Source organism: Paenibacillus sp. AK002, from assembly GCF_053903045.1.
Genome location: NZ_CP096377.1, coordinates 2,099,469 through 2,115,957 on the forward strand (window position 1 = coordinate 2,099,469; position 16,489 = coordinate 2,115,957).

17 protein-coding genes are annotated in these 16,489 nt (G+C 51.6%); all 17 read left to right on the forward strand.

Going from position 1 to position 16,489, the window contains the following annotated elements; translation table 11 throughout:
- The 17 genes from murD to M1D70_RS09075 all read left to right on the forward strand — a co-directional run bounded on the left by murD (window position 1) and on the right by M1D70_RS09075 (window position 16,352).
- A complete protein-coding gene (murD, locus tag M1D70_RS08995) occupies window positions 1-1,434 on the forward strand; it encodes a UDP-N-acetylmuramoyl-L-alanine--D-glutamate ligase (protein ID WP_456289667.1) in 1,434 nt (477 codons plus the stop codon).
- Between the two features lie 49 nt (window positions 1,435-1,483).
- A complete protein-coding gene (gene spoVE / locus M1D70_RS09000; RefSeq protein WP_009589659.1) occupies window positions 1,484-2,581 on the forward strand; it encodes a stage V sporulation protein E in 1,098 nt (365 codons plus the stop codon).
- A gap of 5 nt (window positions 2,582-2,586) precedes the next feature.
- On the forward strand, window positions 2,587-3,696 hold the full coding sequence (gene murG, locus M1D70_RS09005) for an undecaprenyldiphospho-muramoylpentapeptide beta-N-acetylglucosaminyltransferase (RefSeq protein WP_009589637.1): 1,110 nt from the start codon (window positions 2,587-2,589) through the stop codon (window positions 3,694-3,696).
- A 157-nt stretch (window positions 3,697-3,853) separates the two neighbouring features.
- Window positions 3,854-4,759 (forward strand): UDP-N-acetylmuramate dehydrogenase, encoded by a 906-nt coding sequence (gene murB, locus M1D70_RS09010; protein ID WP_015734237.1) that lies wholly within the window; start codon window positions 3,854-3,856, stop codon window positions 4,757-4,759.
- A 16-nt stretch (window positions 4,760-4,775) separates the two neighbouring features.
- The gene (murA, locus tag M1D70_RS09015; RefSeq protein ID WP_009589613.1) at window positions 4,776-6,059 is read left to right on the forward strand and encodes a UDP-N-acetylglucosamine 1-carboxyvinyltransferase; all 1,284 of its coding nucleotides are present in this window, start codon (window positions 4,776-4,778) and stop codon (window positions 6,057-6,059) included.
- 58 nt (window positions 6,060-6,117) lie between these two features.
- Window positions 6,118-6,873 carry a cell division protein FtsQ/DivIB gene (locus tag M1D70_RS09020; RefSeq protein ID WP_456289668.1) on the forward strand — a complete coding sequence of 252 codons (756 nt, stop codon included), beginning with the start codon at window positions 6,118-6,120 and terminating at the stop codon, window positions 6,871-6,873.
- A gap of 215 nt (window positions 6,874-7,088) precedes the next feature.
- On the forward strand, window positions 7,089-8,372 hold the full coding sequence (ftsA, locus tag M1D70_RS09025; protein ID WP_009589690.1) for a cell division protein FtsA: 1,284 nt from the start codon (window positions 7,089-7,091) through the stop codon (window positions 8,370-8,372).
- A 57-nt stretch (window positions 8,373-8,429) separates the two neighbouring features.
- Window positions 8,430-9,557 carry a cell division protein FtsZ gene (gene ftsZ, locus M1D70_RS09030; protein ID WP_009589569.1) on the forward strand — a complete coding sequence of 376 codons (1,128 nt, stop codon included), beginning with the start codon at window positions 8,430-8,432 and terminating at the stop codon, window positions 9,555-9,557.
- A gap of 389 nt (window positions 9,558-9,946) precedes the next feature.
- Window positions 9,947-10,960, forward strand: a complete 1,014-nt coding sequence (gene spoIIGA / locus M1D70_RS09035; protein WP_050802778.1) for a sigma-E processing peptidase SpoIIGA — start codon at window positions 9,947-9,949, stop codon at window positions 10,958-10,960.
- 169 nt (window positions 10,961-11,129) lie between these two features.
- On the forward strand, window positions 11,130-11,852 hold the full coding sequence (gene sigE / locus M1D70_RS09040; protein ID WP_009589674.1) for an RNA polymerase sporulation sigma factor SigE: 723 nt from the start codon (window positions 11,130-11,132) through the stop codon (window positions 11,850-11,852).
- A 77-nt stretch (window positions 11,853-11,929) separates the two neighbouring features.
- The gene (gene sigG, locus M1D70_RS09045; protein WP_006209087.1) at window positions 11,930-12,712 is read left to right on the forward strand and encodes an RNA polymerase sporulation sigma factor SigG; all 783 of its coding nucleotides are present in this window, start codon (window positions 11,930-11,932) and stop codon (window positions 12,710-12,712) included.
- Between the two features lie 163 nt (window positions 12,713-12,875).
- Window positions 12,876-13,208 carry a YlmC/YmxH family sporulation protein gene (locus tag M1D70_RS09050; protein WP_456289669.1) on the forward strand — a complete coding sequence of 111 codons (333 nt, stop codon included), beginning with the start codon at window positions 12,876-12,878 and terminating at the stop codon, window positions 13,206-13,208.
- Window positions 13,209-13,275: 67 nt separating this feature from the next.
- On the forward strand, window positions 13,276-14,130 hold the full coding sequence (gene pgeF / locus M1D70_RS09055) for a peptidoglycan editing factor PgeF (protein WP_456289670.1): 855 nt from the start codon (window positions 13,276-13,278) through the stop codon (window positions 14,128-14,130).
- Between the two features lie 8 nt (window positions 14,131-14,138).
- Window positions 14,139-14,828, forward strand: a complete 690-nt coding sequence (locus M1D70_RS09060) for a YggS family pyridoxal phosphate-dependent enzyme (RefSeq protein ID WP_009589680.1) — start codon at window positions 14,139-14,141, stop codon at window positions 14,826-14,828.
- Between the two features lie 2 nt (window positions 14,829-14,830).
- A complete protein-coding gene (locus tag M1D70_RS09065; protein ID WP_009589651.1) occupies window positions 14,831-15,277 on the forward strand; it encodes a cell division protein SepF in 447 nt (148 codons plus the stop codon).
- 8 nt (window positions 15,278-15,285) lie between these two features.
- On the forward strand, window positions 15,286-15,555 hold the full coding sequence (locus M1D70_RS09070) for a YggT family protein (RefSeq protein ID WP_009589590.1): 270 nt from the start codon (window positions 15,286-15,288) through the stop codon (window positions 15,553-15,555).
- A gap of 11 nt (window positions 15,556-15,566) precedes the next feature.
- Window positions 15,567-16,352: a YlmH family RNA-binding protein gene (locus tag M1D70_RS09075; protein WP_009589598.1), complete on the forward strand. Its 786-nt coding sequence runs from the start codon at window positions 15,567-15,569 to the stop codon at window positions 16,350-16,352.
- Window positions 16,353-16,489 lie beyond the last annotated feature (137 nt).

Below are 16,489 nucleotides of genomic sequence, written 5' to 3' on the forward strand. Positions count from 1 at the left end.
ATGAAGCAGCTAGATGTTTATCGGGATAAGCATATCGTCGTGTTGGGTCTTGCCAAAAGCGGAGTGCAGGTAGCGAAGGTGCTGCATCAAGCCGGAGCCTCCGTCATCGTGAATGATCGAAAGGAAAGAGAACAGTGTCCTGAAGCCTCGGAGCTCGAGGCTTTGGGTATTTCTGTTATTTGCGGCGGGCATCCCGATGACCTCATTCATCCCGGCGTGGCGCTCCTTGTCAAAAACCCGGGAATTCCGTATTCGGTCCCGCCTGTCCAAAAGGCGATCGAGCTTGAAATTCCTATCGTGACCGAAGTCGAAATCGCCTATCACCTGTGCGAAGCTCCCATGATCGGCATCACGGGCTCGAACGGCAAAACAACCACCACGACTTGGGTAGGCGAGATGCTGGAAAGCGCGGGCCTTTCGCCGATCGTTGCCGGCAATATCGGCACGCCCCTATCCGAGGCCGCAGCGACAGCAACGGAAAATGACTGGATGGTCGTTGAACTGAGCAGTTTTCAGCTAAAAGGAACGGAGGCGTTCCGGCCGCGCATTGCCTGCCTCCTCAACGTGACGGAAACGCATCTGGATTACCATGGCGGAATGGATGATTATGTGGCATCCAAAGCCAAGCTGTTTGCCAACCAGACTTCGGAGGATACCGCTGTGCTCAATTGGGATGATCCCGTGTGCAGAAACCTTGTCCCGTATATCAAGGCGCACATCGTGCCTTTTTCGATGAGCGAGAGCCTTCGTGAAGGGGTTCACATCACGCCGCCATATGCTCCCGGTGCCCAGGATTCGGACGAAGACGATCAGGGGCGCAGAATCATTTATACAGACGGCGAAGGGTTTACCCATGAGATCATCCGTGTGGAGAACATCGGACTGCCGGGAAGATTCAATGTGGGGAACGCCATGGCGGCTTGTGCCATCGCCATAGCGGCGGGCGTTGCCCCCGATAAGCTGGAGGAAGCTTTGTCCAGCTTCCGCGGCGTTGAGCACCGCCTGGAATTTGTGGCGGAACTTCAAGGCGTATCCTATTACAACAATTCCAAGGCAACCAATTCCAAGGCGACGCATATGGCTTTGACCTCGTTCAAGGAACCTGTCGTTTTGATCGCGGGGGGGCTTGACCGGGGCTCGGATTACGAGGAGCTGATCCCATCCATGCAAGGGCGGGTGAAAGCGGTCGTGCTTCTTGGCGAAACCAGGGAGAAAATCGCGAACGCTGCCGCCAAGGCCGGATTAAAGGACATCATCCTCGTCGATAATGGGGAGGACGCCGCTTCGACATTGACCTCGGCTGTCCGGAAGGCTGCGGGGCTGGCGGAGAGTGGAGACATCGTTCTCCTGTCCCCCGCGTGCGCGAGCTGGGACATGTTTCCTTCCTATGAGACGCGAGGACGCATTTTTAAAGAGGCGGTGCATAACCTTTAAGTAGGGGGGTGGAAAAGCCCCTACTAAGGATGTACGAGGTGGCCTTTCCATGAACAAGAACCGCCAGGCGCCCGATCTGTGGCTGCTTATCTGTATTTTGGCCCTGCTGGCCATCGGAATCGTCATGGTATACAGTGCAGGCTCCGTCCTCGCTTTTCATGACTATGGCGATAAGTTTTATTTTGTGAAGCGTCAGCTGTTTTTTGCCTGTCTGGGGCTTGCTGCCATGTACTTCACATCGAGGATCGATTTTCGGGTTTGGAAGAAATACAGCAAGATTGCGCTGCTGGTCTGCTTTTTTTTGCTGATTATCGTACTAATTCCAGGCATCGGCGTTGTTCGCGGCGGAGCCAGAAGCTGGCTCGGCATCAGCTCGTTCGGCATTCAGCCCTCCGAGTTCATGAAGCTGGGCATGATTCTGTTTCTATCGCGCTGGCTTAGCAAGCAAGACTATGATATTACATCATTTACCAGGGGGCTGATGCCGCCGCTAGGTTTGATCGGACTGGCATTCGGGCTGATCATGCTTCAGCCTGATTTGGGTACGGGCGCCGTCATGCTCGGTGCTGCGATGATGATCGTATTTACGGCAGGAGCACGGATGAAGCATCTGGGCTTTCTCGCTTTAGGCGGGATAGCCGGATTCATAGGCTTGATTCTGACGGCGCCCTACCGGCTGAAGCGGATAACCGGCTTTCTCGATCCATGGTCCGATCCGCTCGGCGCAGGCTACCAGATCATCCAATCCCTCTATGCGATAGGGCCGGGCGGACTCGGCGGACTCGGACTAGGCATGAGCCGTCAGAAGTACGCTTATGTGCCTGAACCGCAGACTGATTTTATTTTTTCGATCCTGGCCGAAGAGTTGGGGTTCATCGGCGGCTTGATTGTATTGCTCTTGTTCGCCGCCTTGGTGTGGCGGGGCATGAGGGTGGCCATGACGGTCACCGACGGCTTTGGCAGTCTGCTGGCCGTAGGGATCGTAGGCATGGTCGCCATCCAGGTCGTCATCAATATCGGCGTCGTTATCGGTTTGATGCCGGTGACAGGGATTACGCTGCCGCTCATCAGTTATGGAGGCAGCTCGCTGACGCTGATGCTGACGGCGCTCGGCATTCTATTAAATATTTCCCGTTATGCGAGGTGAAGGGTATGCGTGTCGTTTTGACCGGCGGCGGAACGGGGGGGCATATTTACCCCGCCGTTGCCATAGCAAGACAATGTGAGAAGGAAGATCCGAAGACGGAGTTTTTATATATCGGAGGCGAGCGAGGCCTCGAAAGCAAGCTGGTACCCCAAGAGAAGCTGCCGTTCGAGAGCATCGATATCACGGGGTTCCGGCGCAAGCTGTCGATGGACAACGTGAAGACGATCATGCGTTTTTTCAAAGGCGTGAAGCGATCGAAGGCCCTTCTGAAGGAGTTTAAACCGGACGTCGTGATCGGGACGGGCGGATATGTGTGCGGCCCGGTCGTTTACGCCGCCGCCAAGCTGGGAATACCGACCATGATTCATGAGCAGAACGCGATTCCGGGCCTGACCAACCAATTCCTCAGCCGATATGCGGATACGGTTGCCGTCAGTTTTGAAGGAACGGAGTCTTCTTTTCCTAAAGCCAAAAGAACGGTATATACAGGAAATCCACGTGCGACAACGGTTTTATCCGCCAATCGTGAACGTGGATTTGCTACGCTCGGCATTCCGGTGGACAGCCAGGTCGTTCTGATCGTCGGCGGAAGCCGGGGAGCCAAGGCGATCAATAACGCGATGATCGGGATGGCGCCGTTCATTCACAAGCTGCCGAACGTCCATTTTGTATTTGTTACGGGCGATACGTATTTCGAGAATACGCGGGAATCCATTCGGTCCCAGCTCGGCACCATGCCGAATCATCTTCATATTTTGCCCTATATTCATAATATGCCGGAAGTGCTTGCGGCTACTTCGCTGATCGTAAACCGTGCGGGAGCCTCATTCCTGGCGGAAATTACATCGCTTGGCATCCCATCCGTCCTTATACCATCACCTAACGTCACCAATAACCACCAGGAGGCGAATGCGAGGCAATTGGAGGAAGCGGGAGCATCCAGCATGATTTTAGAAAAGGACTTGACGGCTGAATCGCTGTTCCGGAAGCTTGAGGAGATCATGACCAACCGCTCTGCAAGAGAGTTGATGTCTGCGGCTTCGAAAGAGCTCGGCAAACCGGACTCGGCGGCCGTCATAACCCAAGAAATCCGCCGGTTAACCGGCAAACGCTAAAACGGCTGGGCGATTGTCACACACCTATGGAGCCTGACATAAGATACTCTATAATCGTGACACACCCATGAGGCCGGCATTACTGACAGCGGCCATCTCTTCATCCAGTTGAAGGAATGGCCTTTTGGTTTTGAAAGTCAAGGGAGGTTTATTTAAAATGCAGCAGTGGAAATCGCTACTATCAGAGGCCAATGTCGGAGCAGTGTTATGGAATGAACCGCTGGCAAAATATACGACATGGAAAATAGGCGGACCAGCCGATTGCCTGATTGTTCCTGAGAACAAGGAACAGCTCAAGGAACTGGTCACTCTTCTCCATGCCCATCACATACCTTGGACACAGCTGGGCCGCGGTTCAAACATGCTGGTTGCCGATAAAGGAATTCGGGGAGCGGTCATCAAGCTGGGCCAGGGTTTTGAGGAGCTTCGTTTTGACGGAGAGACGGTAACTGCAGGCGGCAGTCTGTCTTTTGTCAAACTTAGTGTTCTGGCCGGAAAACAAGGATTATCCGGGCTCGAATTTGCCGGAGGCATTCCTGGATCGGTCGGAGGGGCCGTCTACATGAATGCGGGTGCCCATGGGTCTGATGTGTCACGCATATTCAAGTCCGCTGACATTGTACTGGAAACAGGGGAATTGGTTACGTATGCTGCGAAAGATATGGCGTTTGATTACCGACACTCCATTCTGCATGAACGGAAAGGGATTGTGACTGAAGCGGTATTTGAGCTCCGTCAAGGAGACCGCAAGGAGATTACAGCCGTTATGGCCTCCTATAAGGACCGTCGCCGGCGTACGCAGCCACTCCAATCCGCAACGGCAGGCAGCGTATTTCGCAACCCGCCCGGCGACCATGCGGCGAGGTTGATCGAGGCTGCCGGTCTCAAGGGCCTGCGGATCGGAGGCGCAGAAGTTTCTTTACAGCATGCCAATTTCATCGAGAACACCGGTCAAGCGACAGCAGAGGACGTGCTCGCTTTGATGGAACGCATCAAGGAAACCATATCGGAGAAGAACGGAATTCAAATGGTGCCTGAGGTGTACGTTCTGGGCGAGCGGTAAACTCGGAGGTGATACATTGGACAAATTGGTGATTGAGGGCGGAAGGCCCCTATCAGGAACCATACGTATCCATGGAGCAAAAAATGCAGCTTTACCTATTCTAGCAGCAAGTCTTCTTGCAGAAGGGACTGTAAGATTAAGCAATGTCCCGCATCTGCTGGATATTGAAGTGATGCTCAGCATTCTCGGCCGTCTCGGCTCCAAATGCAAGCATGAGCTGGAGACGGTGACCGTGGATACCTCGTCGGCCAATTCGTTTCATGTCCCGGAAGATTTAATGAAGCAGATGCGATCCTCCATCTTTTTGATGGGACCTCTGCTGGCCCGTTTTGGCGAAGTGACGATCTACCAGCCCGGAGGCTGCGCGATCGGAGAACGCAAGATCGACCTCCATCTTAAAGGATTGCAGGCGCTTGGTGCGGAAATCGAGGAGAGCAACGATAAAATCCATTGCAGGGCCAGCCGTTTGATCGGAACCGATATTCATCTGGATTTTGCCAGCGTGGGGGCGACGGAGAATATCATGATGGCAGCAGCAACGGCGCTCGGCACGACAGTGCTCACCAATGCCGCGAGAGAGCCTGAAATTCAGGACCTTCAGCATTTCCTGAACAAAATGGGAGCGAACATTATCGGTGCAGGAACGGATACCATAACGATCCATGGCGTGGAGCGCCTGGAGCCTTGCGAGTATGAGATCATTCCGGACCGGATCGTAGCCGGAACCGTCATGATCGCAGCAGCGGTTACCCGCGGCAGCGTAACGCTTACAAAGACCAATCCGTCCCATTTAACTTCCCTTATACATGTGCTGAAGCGCGCCGGTGTTCAAACCAGTATATGCAATGATATAATAAATATAAGCTGCATGAGCCGTCCTAAAGCTGTGGAACGAATCGTGACTTCGCCGTATCCTTCTTTCCCGACTGATTTGCAATCCCAGGTTATGGTCTTGCTGTCCTTGGCGGACGGGTTTAGCGTGATGAAAGAGACGGTATTCGAAGGACGGTTCAAGCATGTAGAGGAACTCTCCCGCATGGGGGCGGACATTTCCACGGATCTGAACTATGCGTTCATACGCGGCGTGCAGAGAATTTACGGAGCCACCGTGGAAGCAACCGATCTTCGGGCTGGAGCGGCGCTCGTCATTGCCGGTTTGGCCGCGCAGGGAACGACCGTGGTGGAGCAAGTTCACCATATTGATCGCGGTTATGATCGTATTGAAAACATGTTCCAAGGTTTAGGCGCACGGATCTATCGTCAGTCCCCGGTGCCAAAGCCGCTTGATTTAGCCAATTGAGGTCCTGAGCATCCCCTCCAGGAGGAGGGGATAACAGGTCTTTATGGAGAGAGTGGATATGTCCAAGACACATATGCCTGTCCTGAAGCAGGACAAGCCCAAACCGAAAACGGCCAAAAAAATCATATGGATTCTTTTGCTGCTGTTCGCAGCTCTGCTGACGATCTTGTTTTTCCGGTCGTCGGTCAGCCAAGTTACCGAGATTCATTTTACAGGCAATACGTTTAATACAAATGAGCAGCTTACCAAGCAAAGCGGACTCCACATCGGAGACCAGTACTTTGGCGTCGACCCCACACTCGTGCAGGAGCGCCTGATGGAGCTGGGCACGATTAAGACGGCCGAAGTGGTCAAGAGCTTTCCGGGCGACATCAGTATCGTGGTGACGGAACATCCTACGGTTGCCTATGAGCTGTCCGACAGCGGCGAGCTCCAAGCGATTCTGTCGAGCGGTACCTCGGTTCCCGTCACGGCAAGCGGCATTGCCGTGGAGAAGCCGATTCTGACCAATTGGGATGCAAACGACCCCAACAAGGCCAAGCTCAGCAAAGTACTTGCCGAGATTCCGGGAAGCCTGACTTCAGACATTTCGGAGATCATGCCGTCGCCAACGTTATCTTTTCCGGACCGGATCAAGATGTACACGCGTTCCAAATTCGAGGTCATCACATCGGTTTCCTTGCTCCATGACAAGGTGGAGTACTTGAATCAGGTTACCGAAATAGAGCGGCCGGGTGTGATTACGATGCTGGAAGCCGATTCTTACGTGCCGTTTGAAGAAGAAGTTGGAGAAGACGCCGAGGAAGGGCAATAAACCCCTACTCAGGCATAGGAATAAATGGTACAATTGAAAGTATTGACAACTTGTTTCGGCTCTTCTTTTTTGAATGACTTTTACGGCCTGTTATAGCAAATGTTGGCAGTAAAAAAAATGTTGAAAAAAGAGGGAAAGACCCGCGAGTGTTGAATAAGTAGAAATGTATTCTTTATAATCAAAATTAATTTGCTAAAAACAGGAGGTGCCAGGGCTTGAGCAACAATGACATCATTGTTAGTTTGGACATCGGTACATCCAAAGTTCGTGCTATTATTGGGGAAGTTAATAATGGAACCTTTAATATTATTGGAGTTGGATCTGCCGACTCGGAGGGAATTCGCAAAGGTGCAATTGTAGATATCGACCAGACCGTACAATCCATTCGCAGCGCTGTAGATCATGCGGAGCGTATGGTCGGTATTCAAATATCCGAAGTTTATGTCGGCATATCTGGAAATCATATCGGACTTCAATCCAGCCACGGCGTTGTGGCAGTATCGAACGAGGATCGCGAAATTGGTGAAGAGGACATTGACCGCGTGCTGAAGGCGGCGGAAGTCGTTGCACTTCCTCCCGATCGTGAAATTATCGATGTGGTTGCTAAACAGTTTGTAGTTGACGGTTTGGAAGGAATCTCTGATCCGCGAGGAATGATCGGCGTAAGGCTGGAAGTGGAAGCGACGATTATAACTGGCGCCAAAACGGCAATACATAACCTGTTACGCTGCGTGGAGAAATCAGGTCTGAAAGTGAAGGATCTGGTGCTGATTCCGCTTGGTGCTGGACAGCTGGCCTTGTCCAAGGACGAGAAAACGATGGGGTCCGTGCTGGTCGACGTCGGAGCGGGCTCAACCACGCTGGCTGTGTTCGAGGGGGGCAGCATTGCCGCAACCTCCACGCTTCCGGTAGGCGGAGATTTCGTGACGAATGATATCGCATACGGCCTGCGAACGCTGACGGATCAAGCAGAGAAGGTTAAACTGAAGTACGGGTGCGCGCTGATCGAGAGTGCCGCACACGAAGTAACGTTCAAGGTAACGAGAATTGGAAGCAATGTGGACAAGGAGTTCACTCAAGAGGATCTGGCAGCTATCATAGAACCTCGCGTTCAGGAAATATTCCAATTAGTGCGCCAAGAAATCAAGCGCTTGGGTTACAGTGAGCTTCCTGGTGGTTATATACTTACTGGGGGCACTATGTCCATGCCTGGTGTGCTGCAGGTGGCACAAAATGAGCTGGCGACTTCCGTACGGATTGCGGTTCCCGATTTTATCGGTGTTCGTGATCCGGGATACTGCAGCGGAGTCGGCATCCTCCATAATGCAATCCGGAACGTACGCGTACGGAATACAGGAGGAAGCAACAACAGCAGCGGAAATAGCAAGAAACCGGTGAACCGCGCTAAGCAGCAAAATCCTGTCGCAGCAACTCAGGAGACCAGCCAGAAGCCGGGATTTATTGAACGCCTGAAAAAGATGTTCAGCGAGTTTATATAGCGGATTCATTCGACTGTGGACGTGCCATCCACGCACATTGAGGGGGAGATGGATTAGATGTTGGAATTTGATTTTGAAATGGAGAGCTTAGCTCAAATAAAAGTAATCGGAGTAGGCGGCGGCGGAAGCAACGCCGTTAACCGAATGATTGAAAATGGTGTGCAGGGCGTTGAATTTATTACGGTCAATACGGATGCTCAGGCACTCCACCTTGCAAAATCCGAACATAAACTGCAAATCGGGGACAAGCTGACTCGCGGTCTTGGTGCCGGCGCCAATCCTGACGTAGGCAAGAAGGCTGCGGAAGAATCCCGTGATTTGATCATGAACACCCTGAAGGGTGCCGATATGGTATTCGTTACAGCCGGTATGGGTGGCGGTACAGGTACTGGAGCTGCGCCTGTCATCGCTGAAATTGCTAAGGAGTGCGGGGCATTAACGGTTGGGGTTGTCACTCGTCCGTTTACGTTCGAAGGACGCAAGCGTGCTTCCCAAGCGGAGCTTGGCATTGAAGCATTGAAAGAGAAAGTGGACACACTCATCGTCATTCCGAATGATCGCTTGCTGGAGATCGTGGATAAGAAGACACCGATGCTGGAAGCGTTCCGAGAAGCTGATAACGTATTGCGTCAGGCCGTTCAGGGCATTTCTGATCTGATCCAAGTGCCGGGTCTGATCAACCTTGACTTTGCCGATGTGAAAACGATCATGACAGAACGCGGCTCGGCTCTGATGGGTATTGGACTGGCTACTGGTGAAAACCGTGCCTCCGAGGCTGCCCGCAAGGCGATCATGAGCCCGCTGCTTGAAACCTCAATCGAGGGTGCCCGCGGTGTGATCATGAATATTACGGGAGGAACCAATCTTTCCTTATATGAAGTGAATGAAGCGGCCGAGATTGTAACATCTGCTTCCGATCCGGAAGTGAACATGATCTTCGGTGCAATCATTGAGGAAAGCATGAAGGATGAAATCAAGGTCACGGTTATCGCTACCGGCTTTGAGAGCAAGCCTTCTCCAATCCCGCCGGGACGTCGTCCTGCAATGCCGCAAGGGGAACAACAGCAACAACAGCAGCCGGAAACGGACAAGAGTAATGTGAATCTGAAGCCGTTTGGCAATCAGAGCAATGATCAGCTTGATATTCCTACTTTTCTTCGCAATCGTACCCGTAATAATGATTAATAACGGTAAGCCTGTGCTTCGTCATCATGATGAAGACAGGCTTATTTTTATATCCAAGCCTCGTCATCTTCCTTTTTATTTCACTTACAAGGCCAACAGCTGATGCTGTCACACTTTCACGAATGAAAGCCCAATCAGCAATTACTGGGGAAATTACGGATATTCCCCGAGCCTTCCTGCCAAGATAGAGATCGCCGATAACGCTAAGAGGCTGCTCTTGGTACAGGTCTCTAAAAACTGCCCTTCATCGACAAAAAAAGTCTGAAATCCGCCCACAGGTTTAGACAGACTTTGAATTCTATTCTTCTTATACTAGTAACATCTCCCATAGCCCAGAAATCAACAGAAGGATAACGGTAGAGGATTCTTCGACTAGGCAGGTGAACAACCTGGTTGTTTATATTGATCTTATATTTTTGGCAAACCTCGTCATTGACGCCGTTTTGCTGGCTTTGACCGCCTGGATGCGGAGAGTGAAGCCAACATGGTGGAGGCTTGCATTATCCTCTGTGATCGGCGCTCTGTATGTCGTCATGATGTTTGTCCCGCAATTGTCGTTTTTGTTTACCTTTCTCATCAAGTTTGGACTATCGTTGATCATGCTGTGGGTGGCTTTCGGCTTTGTGAGCTTGCAGAGTTATCTTCGGAATTTGGGAGCTTTCTATATGGTGAATTTTGCCGCAGCCGGGGGCATTATCGGTTTTCATTACTTGGTCCAAAATTCGGGAGAGTTGTTCAGCGGGATATGGTATACGACATCGGGCGGGCTATCCTTTGAATTGAAGGTGGGATTCTGGTTTGCGTGCATTACCTTTTTTGTAGTTGTATTCGCGTTTAAAGCCGTTCAGACCACGAAACGAAAAACCGAGAACCGGGAAGCCTTGTTGGGAGAAGTGTCCGTATGGATCGGCAGCGTCAAGATAGGCTGTGTGGGTCTGCTTGATACAGGTAACCAATTGAGCGATCCCTTGACGCGCACGCCGGTTATGGTGATGGAAGCAGAACTATGGGAAGCCTACCTGCCCCAGGGATGGAGCAAACAGCTGATGGAGGGGGAACCGGACAAATTAATCATGGGGCTGGCGGCAGAGGAATTCGAATGGCAGGACCGCCTGCGGCTTGTTCCGTATCGCGGCGTCAACCGGGGGGCTGCATTCATGCTTGCGCTGAAGCCTGACATGGTACGAGTCGAGCTGGGGGGATTTGAATACACGGCATCCAAGGTGCTGATTGGTCTTGACGGCGGGACGCTTTCGGGAGACAGGGCATACAGGGCCATCATCCATCCGGCGTTGACGGAAGGTGAGGGGACGCCGAAGAATGCACAACCTGCCATAACGGGCGATTCTCAGAATCATGAGGCGACCGGTCTGAAATCAGGCGAAGCCAAGACTGCAGGATAATGACAGGCGTAGCCATTTTCATAGTGTTCGAGTCTGTGATCCAACGTTCGAGCGATGGATAAGTCTTTGAAAATCTTCATGAAAATCCATCCATTCCGGATTAGGAGCCTAAAGATGATGTTTATGAAGTCAGTTAAACCTTCGGGAAAACGCATTAGGAGGATAAGAGATGCCCGTTAAATGGAGATTAGCATTGCAGCTGCAGTATTACCGCGTACTTTTTATGCTGGGTTTGAAGAGTCAGGAAATCTACTATATCGGAGGAAGCGAGGCGCTTCCGCCTCCGCTAACGAAAGAGGAAGAGGAGTTCTTGCTCAAAAAGCTGCCTACCGGCGATGCGGCCACCCGGGCCATGCTGATCGAACGTAATCTGCGCCTGGTCGTTTATATCGCCCGCAAATTCGAGAACACCGGCATTAACATCGAAGATTTGGTATCGATCGGTGCCATCGGACTGATTAAGGCGGTGAATACGTTTGACCCCGAGAAAAAAATCAAGCTGGCCACGTATGCCTCGCGCTGCATTGAAAACGAAATTTTGATGTACCTGCGCCGGAATAACAAAACGCGAAGCGAGGTCTCTTTCGACGAGCCGCTGAATATCGATTGGGACGGCAATGAATTGCTCCTGTCCGACGTATTGGGCACCGAGAACGACACCATCTACCGCAACATCGAGGAGCAGGTCGACCGGAAGCTGCTGCAAAAAGCACTCGATAAATTGAGCGACCGGGAACGCATGATTATGGAGCTTCGTTTCGGCCTGCAGGACGGGGAAGAAAAGACGCAAAAAGACGTGGCAGACCTGCTTGGAATCTCGCAATCCTACATTTCCCGATTGGAGAAGAGAATCATTAAACGGCTCCGCAAAGAATTCAACAAGATGGTGTAACTGGAAATCGCAAGGAATAAAATAACCCCCCTCGGAGATAATGTACAGTAATGTTTCTCCTTGGGAGGTTAGTCATCATGACGCGAAACAAAGTTGAAATTTGTGGTGTGGATACGTCAAAACTGCCTGTTCTGACGAACGTGGAAATGAGGGAGCTGTTTCATAATCTGCAGCAGAACAATGAACGGTCTGCCCGAGAAAAATTGGTGAACGGCAATCTGAGACTGGTGCTCAGCGTCATCCAAAGGTTTAACAATCGGGGAGAGTTCGTTGATGATCTGTTTCAGGTAGGCTGCATCGGATTGATGAAGGCAATCGACAATTTTGATTTATCGCAAAATGTTAAATTTTCCACTTATGCCGTACCGATGATTATCGGAGAAATACGTCGATACTTAAGGGACAATAACCCGATTCGCGTCTCCCGATCACTGCGCGATATTGCCTACAAGGCACTTCAGGTCCGGGATCAGCTGACCAATGCGAATTCGCGTGAACCAACGATTTTTGAAATTTCCGAAGCGCTGAATGTGCCCAAGGAAGACGTTGTTTTTGCACTCGATGCCATTCAAGATCCCGTTTCGCTGTTTGAGCCGATTTATCATGACGGTGGCGATCCGATATATGTGATGGATCAAATCAGTGATGACAAGAACAAGGATGTGTCCTGGATTGAGGAAATCGCTCTCCGGGAAGCGATGCACAAGCTCGGGCAGCGCGAAAAAATGATTCTGTCCATGCGGTTTTACGAAGGCAAAACCCAGATGGAAGTTGCCGATGAAATCGGTATCTCCCAAGCCCAAGTGTCGCGCCTGGAGAAGTCGGCGATCAAGCAGATGCAGAAGCACGTCAAAACTTAAGAAGGCCAGCAATCAAACGAACAGACAACGATCCCGTTTATGGGGTCGTTTTTTTCGTTTTAAATAAGCTATTTTACCCAAGCGGATCATATATTGAACAGAGGGATGCGGAATGAACAGGGATGGACGGATAACCTTCAAATACATCTAAGGTGTGATGCTCATGATACCTGATAATCAAATGGTGGGGAAAAAGATGAAAATTTCCGATTTTCAAACAAAGGATGTTATTAATATCATCGACGGCAAGCGGCTCGGGCAAATCAGCGATTTGGAGCTGGATTTGCGGCAGGGCCGGATTGAAGCGATCGTGGTGCCGAGCTACGGCAAATTCATGGGGCTGTTCGGCGGCGGAAGCGATCTGATCATACCGTGGCGGAATATCGTCAAGATCGGCTCGGACGTGGTCCTTGTCAAAATGGAGGAACTGCGGAGAACGCCGGATGATCAGGAAACGATGGAGTATCTGGATCGTCCTGACCGTCGATCCTTCTAACCAAACGGCGGGTTCATATGTCTCCGGCGTATGTTTTCTGTTACACTGGTCATAGAGGTGAATGTTCATGGAACCGTTTGTTAGTCAAGATCGGCAGACACCGAGTCTGTTTGTGCTCGAAAAATGGGAAGGGAAATCAACGGCCGCACTTACGGCCGGGTTCACGGGCCGGCATGGCGGCGTGAGCCGGATACCCTATGACAGTTTGAATTTGGCCTTTCATGTCGGAGACGAGCCGGGCGACATTGTCGAGAACCGGAAGCGGATCGCCGCGGCGCTTGGCTTTTCTCTCGAAGACTGGACGTGCGGCGAGCAGGTGCACGGCGTCCGGATTGGCGTCGTTCATGATAAGGACAGGGGCAGAGGGAGCTTGGAGCGGGCCTCGGCCTATCAAGATACGGACGGGCTTGTAACCGATGTTCCCGGCGTGTTGCTGACTTCCTTCTATGCGGACTGCGTGCCGCTGTATTTCTGGGACCCGGTCACGGGCGCCGTCGGTCTGGCCCACGCAGGCTGGAAGGGAACCGTGGGAGGCATAGCCGAACAAATGGTGGTCAGGCTGTCTGCGGAATACGGAAGCTTGCCTGGGAACCTCCATGCAGCCATCGGTCCGTCGATCGGCGAATGCTGTTACGAGGTGGACGATCGGGTCATGGATCGTGTCCGCGAACTCGGAATTGAAGGATTCCCAGTCGATAAAGTTACAAATTCAGCTTTTTATATCGACAAAGGACACGGGAAATACATGCTGAACTTGAAAGAAATAAACAGACACATTATGATTAAAGCAGGAATATTGGCGGAACATATCGAATGTACATCATGGTGTACAAGCTGCAATCACGATCTGTTCTTCTCCTATCGCAAAGATGGAGGGACTACGGGTCGGATGGCGAGTTGGATCGGGATGAGAAAGAGGTGAGTCGTCCCTTGAGTTTGAAGGAACGTATCGATCAAGTGGAACAGCGAATAACGGAGGCATGCGCAAGAAGCGGCAGGGACCGGAATGATGTGAATATGATTGCGGTCACGAAATATGTCTCCTTGGATATGACGGCTTCGGTACTGGATCACGGACTTTTGCATATCGGCGAGAACCGCTGGCAGGATGCCCAGGCGAAGTGGAATGCACTCGGCAGCCGCGGCACATGGCATTTCATCGGCCATCTTCAGACCAATAAGGTCCGGGATGTCATTGATAAATTTCAATATATTCATTCGCTCGACCGCTTGTCTTTGGCCCATGAGCTGGAGAAGCGGGCGGCTGCGCTGAATCTGCAGGTATCCGCCTTGATGCAGGTCAATATCTCGGGTGAGGAATCCAAGTACGGCTTGCCTCCCGAGCAAGCAGCTGAGTTTTTGAAGGAAATCAACAGTCTTTCGCACGTAAAGGTTACCGGACTCATGACCATGGCTCCATACGAATCGTCGGCGGAGCAGACGCGTCCTGTATTTCGTGGTTTAAGACAACTAAGAGATGAGCTGAACGAGCAGGCGCTTACGGCGGAGCCATTGACCGAATTGTCCATGGGCATGTCCAATGACTTTGAAGTTGCCATAGAGGAAGGGGCGACCTGGGTGCGTCTCGGCTCAATTTTAGTAGGGAAAGAGGAGGATTGACGATGGGCGTGATGAACCGGTTTATGAATTTCTTGGGACTGCAAGAGGAAGAAGAAGTTGTGGAACGCGAGGTTCTGGCCTCGCAGGAAGAGCCGGTGGAGGCAACGCCGTTTGATCATCGGAAAAACCAAAAGAGCGGCAATATCGTTAGCATTCATTCGCAGAAGAACGTTAAGGTTGTATTAGTCGAGCCTCGTTCATATGATGAAGCACAGGAGATTGCAGATCATCTGCGGTCATTCCGAACGGTTGTGGTCAACCTTCAGCGCGTGAGGAATGATCAGGCGCTGCGCATTATCGATTTTCTTAGCGGAACCGTTTATGCGCTTAGCGGCGGAATCTCGAAGGTGGGCGGGAACATCTTCCTATGCACGCCGGATACCGTAGAGATCCAAGGTTCGATCTCGGAGATTCTAGCAGACGAACATGAATATAACAGAATGAGGTGATTTAGGCTTTGACCTACGAAATTATTAGCGTTGTTAGCACGCTATTCCGTATTTACTTCTACATGATTTTGGTTTATGTCTTGATGTCCTGGCTTCCGAATGTGAGGGAAAGCTTTGTCGGGGAGCTGCTTGGCAAGCTGGTAGAGCCTTATCTGGCACCTTTTCGCCGGTTCATTCCGCCGATTATGGGCATGATCGATATTTCCCCGATTATCGCGCTGTTCGTGCTGCAGCTGGCTGAGCGCGGCGTATACGCTATTCTCGGATATATCCTGTAGCAGGTGAATGAATGATGAAACTGGACATCTACGATCATTTTCACAAGGACGAACGGGAATTTGTGGACCGGGCTTGGGAATGGGTGGTCAATGCCGGACAATATCATGAAACCAAGCTGACGGATTTCCTGGATCCCCGGCAGCGGTTCATTCTGGAATCGCTCGTGAATCGTCATCCGGACGTGCATGCCGTGTTTGATGGCGGACATGCTGATGCCGAACGCGTGCGGGCGATGATTGCTCCGGATTACCGGGCGCTTGAAGGCGAGGATCTGATGATGAAGGTGCTCAGCATCTCTTCCGGAGATCAGAAGTTTCTGGAGCTGGAGCATGGCGATTATATGGGTTCGATACTGGGTCTGGGCATTAAGAGATCCAAGATCGGTGATATCCATGTGCTTGCGGACGGCTGCCATGCGGTCGTTGCCGACGATATCAGCGCCTTCCTGCATCTGAATCTCAGCCAGGTCCACCGGGTGCATGTCATGACGGATCTGCTGCCGCTGGACAAGCTTCAGGTGGCCCGCACGAATTTCGAGGCGATGGACATTACGGTATCTTCCATGAGACTGGACGGAATCGCCAGTGATGCCTACCGAATCAGCCGCACAAAAATCGTCGTGCCGATCAAGGCTGGCCGGTGCCGCGTCAACTGGAAAGTGGAAGAGGATCCCTCCACGAATTTAAAAGAAGGCGATGTCGTCTCCATCCAAGGATTTGGACGGTTTAAAGTACTGGAGACGGGCGGCCTGACGAAAAAAGGGCGGTACCGTATCAAGGTTGGGAAATATGCTTGACCTTTGAAGGAATTGCCGTTTTTTTGTCGAAACCATACAGGGAACATTCAAAATGACAATGGATTTGCCGATAAATCGTAAATGACCGCTATTGTCTTCACGGACGGGTGGTTTGGCTAACACAGCGGACGGACCGT

Excerpts from the sequence above, each read along its gene's own strand:
- spoVE (WP_009589659.1), top strand. The coding sequence starts at position 1,484 with ATGAACAAGAACCGCCAGGCGCCCGATCTGTGGCTGCTTATCTGTATT.
- M1D70_RS09050 (WP_456289669.1), top strand. The coding sequence starts at position 12,876 with ATGATACCTGATAATCAAATGGTGGGGAAAAAGATGAAAATTTCCGAT.
- murD (WP_456289667.1), top strand. The coding sequence starts at position 1 with ATGAAGCAGCTAGATGTTTATCGGGATAAGCATATCGTCGTGTTGGGT.
- M1D70_RS09065 (WP_009589651.1), top strand. The coding sequence starts at position 14,831 with ATGGGCGTGATGAACCGGTTTATGAATTTCTTGGGACTGCAAGAGGAA.
- murG (WP_009589637.1), top strand. The coding sequence starts at position 2,587 with ATGCGTGTCGTTTTGACCGGCGGCGGAACGGGGGGGCATATTTACCCC.
- sigE (WP_009589674.1), top strand. The coding sequence starts at position 11,130 with ATGCCCGTTAAATGGAGATTAGCATTGCAGCTGCAGTATTACCGCGTA.
- murB (WP_015734237.1), top strand. The coding sequence starts at position 3,854 with ATGCAGCAGTGGAAATCGCTACTATCAGAGGCCAATGTCGGAGCAGTG.
- M1D70_RS09075 (WP_009589598.1), top strand. The coding sequence starts at position 15,567 with ATGATGAAACTGGACATCTACGATCATTTTCACAAGGACGAACGGGAA.
- pgeF (WP_456289670.1), top strand. The coding sequence starts at position 13,276 with ATGGAACCGTTTGTTAGTCAAGATCGGCAGACACCGAGTCTGTTTGTG.
- ftsZ (WP_009589569.1), top strand. The coding sequence starts at position 8,430 with ATGTTGGAATTTGATTTTGAAATGGAGAGCTTAGCTCAAATAAAAGTA.
- M1D70_RS09020 (WP_456289668.1), top strand. The coding sequence starts at position 6,118 with ATGTCCAAGACACATATGCCTGTCCTGAAGCAGGACAAGCCCAAACCG.
- sigG (WP_006209087.1), top strand. The coding sequence starts at position 11,930 with ATGACGCGAAACAAAGTTGAAATTTGTGGTGTGGATACGTCAAAACTG.